At 69.9% G+C, this 296-nt stretch carries 1 pseudogene; it reads right to left on the bottom strand.

Annotated features, from left to right (window positions below):
* Nucleotides 1-296: pseudogene (locus MT347_RS18020) on the bottom strand (rhamnose isomerase); the annotation flags it as partial.

The raw sequence follows: 296 nt of genomic DNA, 5'->3' as shown, positions 1-296 counted from the left end.
TATCCGGATGCCGCGAACGCGGCCATCGGGTCGGCGGGGAGGCCTCGCGACTCGCGCCACTCGGCGAGGGCCGGGCGTACGTCGGTGTAGAAGGCGTCCATGAGCACGGCGTTGGCGCCGAGCACGTCGTTCGCCTGCTGCGCGGCGGCCAGGGCGTCACGGTCGACGAGCAGGGCCCGGGCCGTCATCTCCTGCACATTGAGCACCGAGCGGATCTGGCCGGGGATCTTGTCTTCGATGTTGTGGCACTGGTCGAGCATGAAGGCCACGTCGGAGTTGTTCAGGCCCCCGCCGCG

It is taken from the genome of Microbacterium sp. VKM Ac-2923 (assembly GCF_022815605.1).
In the GTDB taxonomy this organism is placed as follows: Bacteria; Actinomycetota; Actinomycetes; order Actinomycetales; family Microbacteriaceae; genus Microbacterium.
This window is presented reverse-complemented; position numbering and strand designations above follow the sequence as displayed.